This window comes from Corallococcus sp. 4LFB, assembly GCF_046520365.1.
Lineage (GTDB): Bacteria > Myxococcota > Myxococcia > Myxococcales > Myxococcaceae > Corallococcus > Corallococcus caeni.
The window spans coordinates 1-4,139 of sequence record NZ_JBKGHJ010000625.1; the positions used below are offsets into that span (position 1 = coordinate 1).

A 4,139-nucleotide genomic window follows, 5' to 3' on the forward strand; every position below is an offset into this window, starting at 1 on the left:
GGCGCCCGACGCCGGGCTCGCGCAGGCCGCGCAGCCCACCCTCACCGTGCCCGGGGGGAAGTTCCTCCGCGCCCGCTCCGGCAACACCGCCGTCGCCCAGCTGTTCGCGCCGGGCATCGCGGAGCTGTCCCTGGCGGAGAAGCGCGTGGCGTGGTCCCTCACGCTCGCGGCGCACGCGGGCGAGGACATCGCGTTGGATCAGCTGGGCTGGAAGCTGGTGCCGGCCAGGCAGCTGCTGGAGGGCGTGTGGCTCTTCGGCCGGGACGCGCGGAGCGCCGCGTCCGGCTTCGACGCGAAGCTGGCGGACTACCTGCTGCGCTTCTACGGGCACGGCGGCAACCACGACAGCACCACCGGCCAGAAGTTCGTCCCGGGCTTCACTGCGGAGCAGCTGGCCGCGGGCGCCTCGCGCGCCCTCGAGGCCGGCGCGCCCTGGACGGTGAAGGACGACGCCGAGCTCCAGGCCTGGCTCCAGGACCTGAAGCCCACCCTCTTCGACGCGAGCTTCGAGCCGCAGCTCACCTCCAAGGCCCCGCCGCCGGGACAGGACCTCCTCACCGCGTCCTCCAACACCGCCTATGGCCCCGGCGTGACCCAGAAGGACCTGGTGGGCTTCAAGGAGAAGTACCCGCTCAACTCGCGCGTGGTGAAGCAGGACGGCAAGCTGGTGGAGCAGGTGTTCCGCGCCGGCACGCCGGACGGCAAGGTGAAGCCGGGCCTGTACGCGAAGGAACTCTCGCGCGTCATCGCGCACCTCCAGGAGGCGATGAAGTCCGCGGAGCCCGCGCAGAAGGCCGCGCTGGGCAAGCTGGTGCGCTACTTCCAGACGGGCAGCCCCAAGGACTGGGACGCGTACAACATCGCGTGGCTCAAGGTGGACCCGAAGGTGGACGCCAACCTGGGCTTCATCGAGACGTACGTCGACCCGCGCGGCCACAAGGGCCAGTGGGAGGCGCTGATCAACTACCGCGACACGCAGGAGAACCAGATCATGGTGCTCATGGGCCAGAAGGCCCAGTACTTCGAGGACCGGCTGCCCTGGCCCCAGAAGTACCGCCGCAAGAAGGTCGCACTGCCCGTCGCCAAGGCCATCAACCTCATCACGTCCAACCCGGAGCCGCCCGCGGGCATCAACCTGCCCAACGAGCAGCACATCCGGGAGAAGTACGGCAGCAAGAGCGTGATGATCACCAACGTCATGGACGCGGCCTCCGCGGTGACGCGGCTGCCCCTGGCGCTGGAGTTCTCCCGCACGGCGGAGGACCGCGAAGAGGCCCGGAAGTACTCCGTCACCGCGCGCAAGTGGCTGGTGGCCTTCCATGAGGTGCTGGGCCACGCCTCCGGCCAGGTGGACGCGAAGCTGAAGGGCCAGTCCCCGTCCGTCTTCCTCAAGGAGTACGACAACACGCTGGAGGAGGCGCGCGCGGACCTGGTCGCGCTGTGGCACGCGTTCGACCCGGCGCTCGCGCAGCTGTCGCCGGACCACGAGGCCATCGCGCGGCAGATGTACCGCGACTTCCTGGTGGAGGGGCTCACCAACCTGCGCCGCGTGGAGGAGGGCAACGCGTTCGAGGAGGACCACCAGCGCGGCCACCACATGACGGTGACGTTCCTCACGGAGAAGGGCGCGGTGAAGCAGGTGTCGCAGGACGGCCGCACGTACCTGGTGATTCCGGACTACGCGAAGATGCGCGAGGCGGTGGGCGAGCTGCTCTCCCGGCTCATGGTCATCAAGGCCACTGGCGACTACGAGGGCATCCGCGCGCTGGTGCAGGAGAAGGGCATCCACTTCGACCCGAAGCTGCGCGACGAGGTCGCCCGCCGGGTGAAGGCCGTGGACGTGCCCACGGTGCTGTTGCTCAACTCGCCGCGCGTGGTGCCGGTGCTGGACGCGAAGGGGGAGCTGGTAGACCTGAAGGAGGACACCACCCAGGCCTTCGTGGACCAGCACCTGGAGCGCAGCCTGCTGGGCCGGCTGTCTCCCTCCGAGGCCCGCCGCGTCGCCGCGAAGGTGGCGGGTTCTCCGGACGCCGTGCGCGAGGCGTTCCGGGAGCTGGGGCCTGAAACGGCTCCGGCGCCGTCCCCCCGGAAGGGAGCGGCGCCGGCGAAGGGCACGCCCTGACGAAGAAGCAGGGCCGTCAGTGGTTGGACGGCGCGTCGCCTTCCGTCAGGGGCGCGCCGGACTCCGAGGTGAGCACGACGCGCTGGGTCCCCGGCTGCACCTGTCCGCCCGGGGTGGCCGGGTCGCCCGGCCGGGGGCTGGGGCGGCCGTAGTCGCGCTCGTAGATGCGCACCACGGAGAGGAAGAAGGCGACGATGAGGGGCCCCAGCAGGAGGCCCACCGTGCCGAACGCCGCGAGGCCGCCGAGCAGCGCGAAGAAGATGATGGCGCCGTGCTGGTTCATGCCCCTCCTGGCGAGCAGCGGCTTGACGACGTTGTCCACGAGCCCCACCACGACGACGCCCCAGATGGTCAGGAAGAGGGCCGCCCACGGGTGGCCGCTGAGGAACATCAGGCCCGCGGCGAAGAGCACCACCACCGCGGCGCCCACGGCGGGGATGAGGGCGAGGAAGAACGTCAGGCCCGCGAAGAACAGAGGCGCGGGCACCCCCACGATGAGGAAGCCGACGAGCGCGGCCACGGCCTGGACGCCCGCGGTGGCGACGCTGGAGACGAGCACCGACACGGACGTGTTCTTGAACTCGAGCAGCAGCTCCCGCGTCTGTCCGCGGCGCAGCGGCGACACGCTCTCGAACCATTGGACCAGCCGCGCGCCGTCGGTGAGGAAGAAGAAGAGCGCGATGAGCATCATCGTCGTCTGGAGCACGAGCGTGCCCGTGGCGGCCACCGCCCCCGTGACGGCCTTGGCGGCCGTGCCGCCCTGGTTCGTCACCTGCTCCTGGAGCTTCTGGTCGATCTGCTCCTGCTCCAGCGGGAGCGCTCGATGAGCTTGCTCACCGGCCCCCGGACGCCGCCAGGCAGCTTCTCCACCAGGCCGGTCATGCCGTCCTTCTGCACGGTCTGCGTGACGAAGCGCGCGCCCTCGGACACCTCCGCGACGACGAAGGCCGTCAGCCCGCCCAGGGGCAGCAGCAGCGCCAGCAGGATGCCCGTGACGATGAGGCCCGCGGACACGTTGCCGTGGCCGCGCAGCCGCTTCCGCAGGCGCTTGTGCAGGCCGTAGAACGTGCCCGCCAGCACCGCCGCCAGGAAGAACGCCTCCGCGAAGGGCCGGATGACCAGGCACAGCAGGAGGATGGACAGGAGGATGAGACCCACGAAGACGCGTCGCGCTACCTGGTCGGAGGCCATGGCCTTGCAAATTTAAGGTGCCGGACCTGTCAGCGGGAGCCTGCCCGGCTGTGATGACGCAGAAACATTCCCCCTGGCCCGCCAGGTTGCCTGCTCACCGGACTTGGGAGCGGCGAAGGGGGCGGTAGAGTGCGCGCATGCCGCCCTTCGACTCCGCCCGCTTCACCCTCTGGCTTCCGCAACTGCTGTGCGCCGTCTTCCTGGCCATCCTCTTCCTGCAGTCCGGCCTGGACAAGGTCGTGGACTGGAAGGGGAACCTGGGCTGGCTGACGGGCCACTTCTCCAAGTCGCCCCTGAAGGGCGTGGTGACGCCGATGCTGGCGGTCATCACGCTGATGGAGCTGGCGTCCGGGGGGCTGAGCGCGGCGGGCGCGGTGGCGCTGCTGGTGAACGGCAACCCGCTCCTCGCGTACCTGGGCGCGGTGCTCTCCGCGCTGTCGCTGCTGGCCCTCTTCTTCGGCCAGCGCATGGCGAAGGAGTACGCGGGCGCGGCGGTGCTGGTGCCCTACTTCGTGGTGACGCTCGCGGGCGTGTACCTGCTGCGCCTGACGTGAGGCCGGCCGTCTAGAGCACCTTGCGTGAAGGCATGATGGCATTGGCGGACAGCAGGCCCGCCGCCAGCGCCACCGCGACCATCAGCATGGAGAAGGCCGTGTCCACGCCGGCCACCACGTCGCGCTCCAGCAGGGACGCCAGGCTGCGGAAGCCCACGCTGCCCGGCACGAGCAGCATCAGGCCCGGCACCACGGTGGTGACGGCGGGCCGGTTGCGCAGCCGCGCCAGCGCGTTGCTCCCCACGCCCAGCAGCAGCGCGCCCGCGAAGGCG

The 4,139-nt window shown here is 70.5% G+C and carries 3 protein-coding genes and 1 pseudogene; 2 read left to right on the plus strand and 2 right to left on the minus strand.

The window, feature by feature from the left end; genetic code table 11:
- Positions 1 to 2,122, plus strand: a 2,122-nt coding sequence (locus tag ACLEQD_RS38285) for a dipeptidyl-peptidase 3 family protein (RefSeq protein ID WP_410390788.1), incomplete at its 5' end; no start/stop codon positions are given.
- A gap of 16 nt (positions 2,123 to 2,138) precedes the next feature.
- On the opposite strand, the pseudogene ACLEQD_RS38290 reads toward ACLEQD_RS38285, so the two are convergent.
- Positions 2,139 to 3,313, minus strand: a pseudogene (locus ACLEQD_RS38290) (AI-2E family transporter).
- A 137-nt stretch (positions 3,314 to 3,450) separates the two neighbouring features.
- Here ACLEQD_RS38290 and ACLEQD_RS38295 point away from each other — a divergent pair.
- Complete coding sequence (locus tag ACLEQD_RS38295; RefSeq protein ID WP_410390789.1) at positions 3,451 to 3,867, plus strand: DoxX family protein; 417 nt, start codon at positions 3,451 to 3,453, stop codon at positions 3,865 to 3,867.
- 10 nt (positions 3,868 to 3,877) lie between these two features.
- Here the strand turns inward: ACLEQD_RS38295 and ACLEQD_RS38300 are convergent.
- Positions 3,878 to 4,139, minus strand: a 262-nt coding sequence (locus tag ACLEQD_RS38300; RefSeq protein WP_410390790.1) for a threonine/serine exporter family protein, incomplete at its 5' end; no start/stop codon positions are given.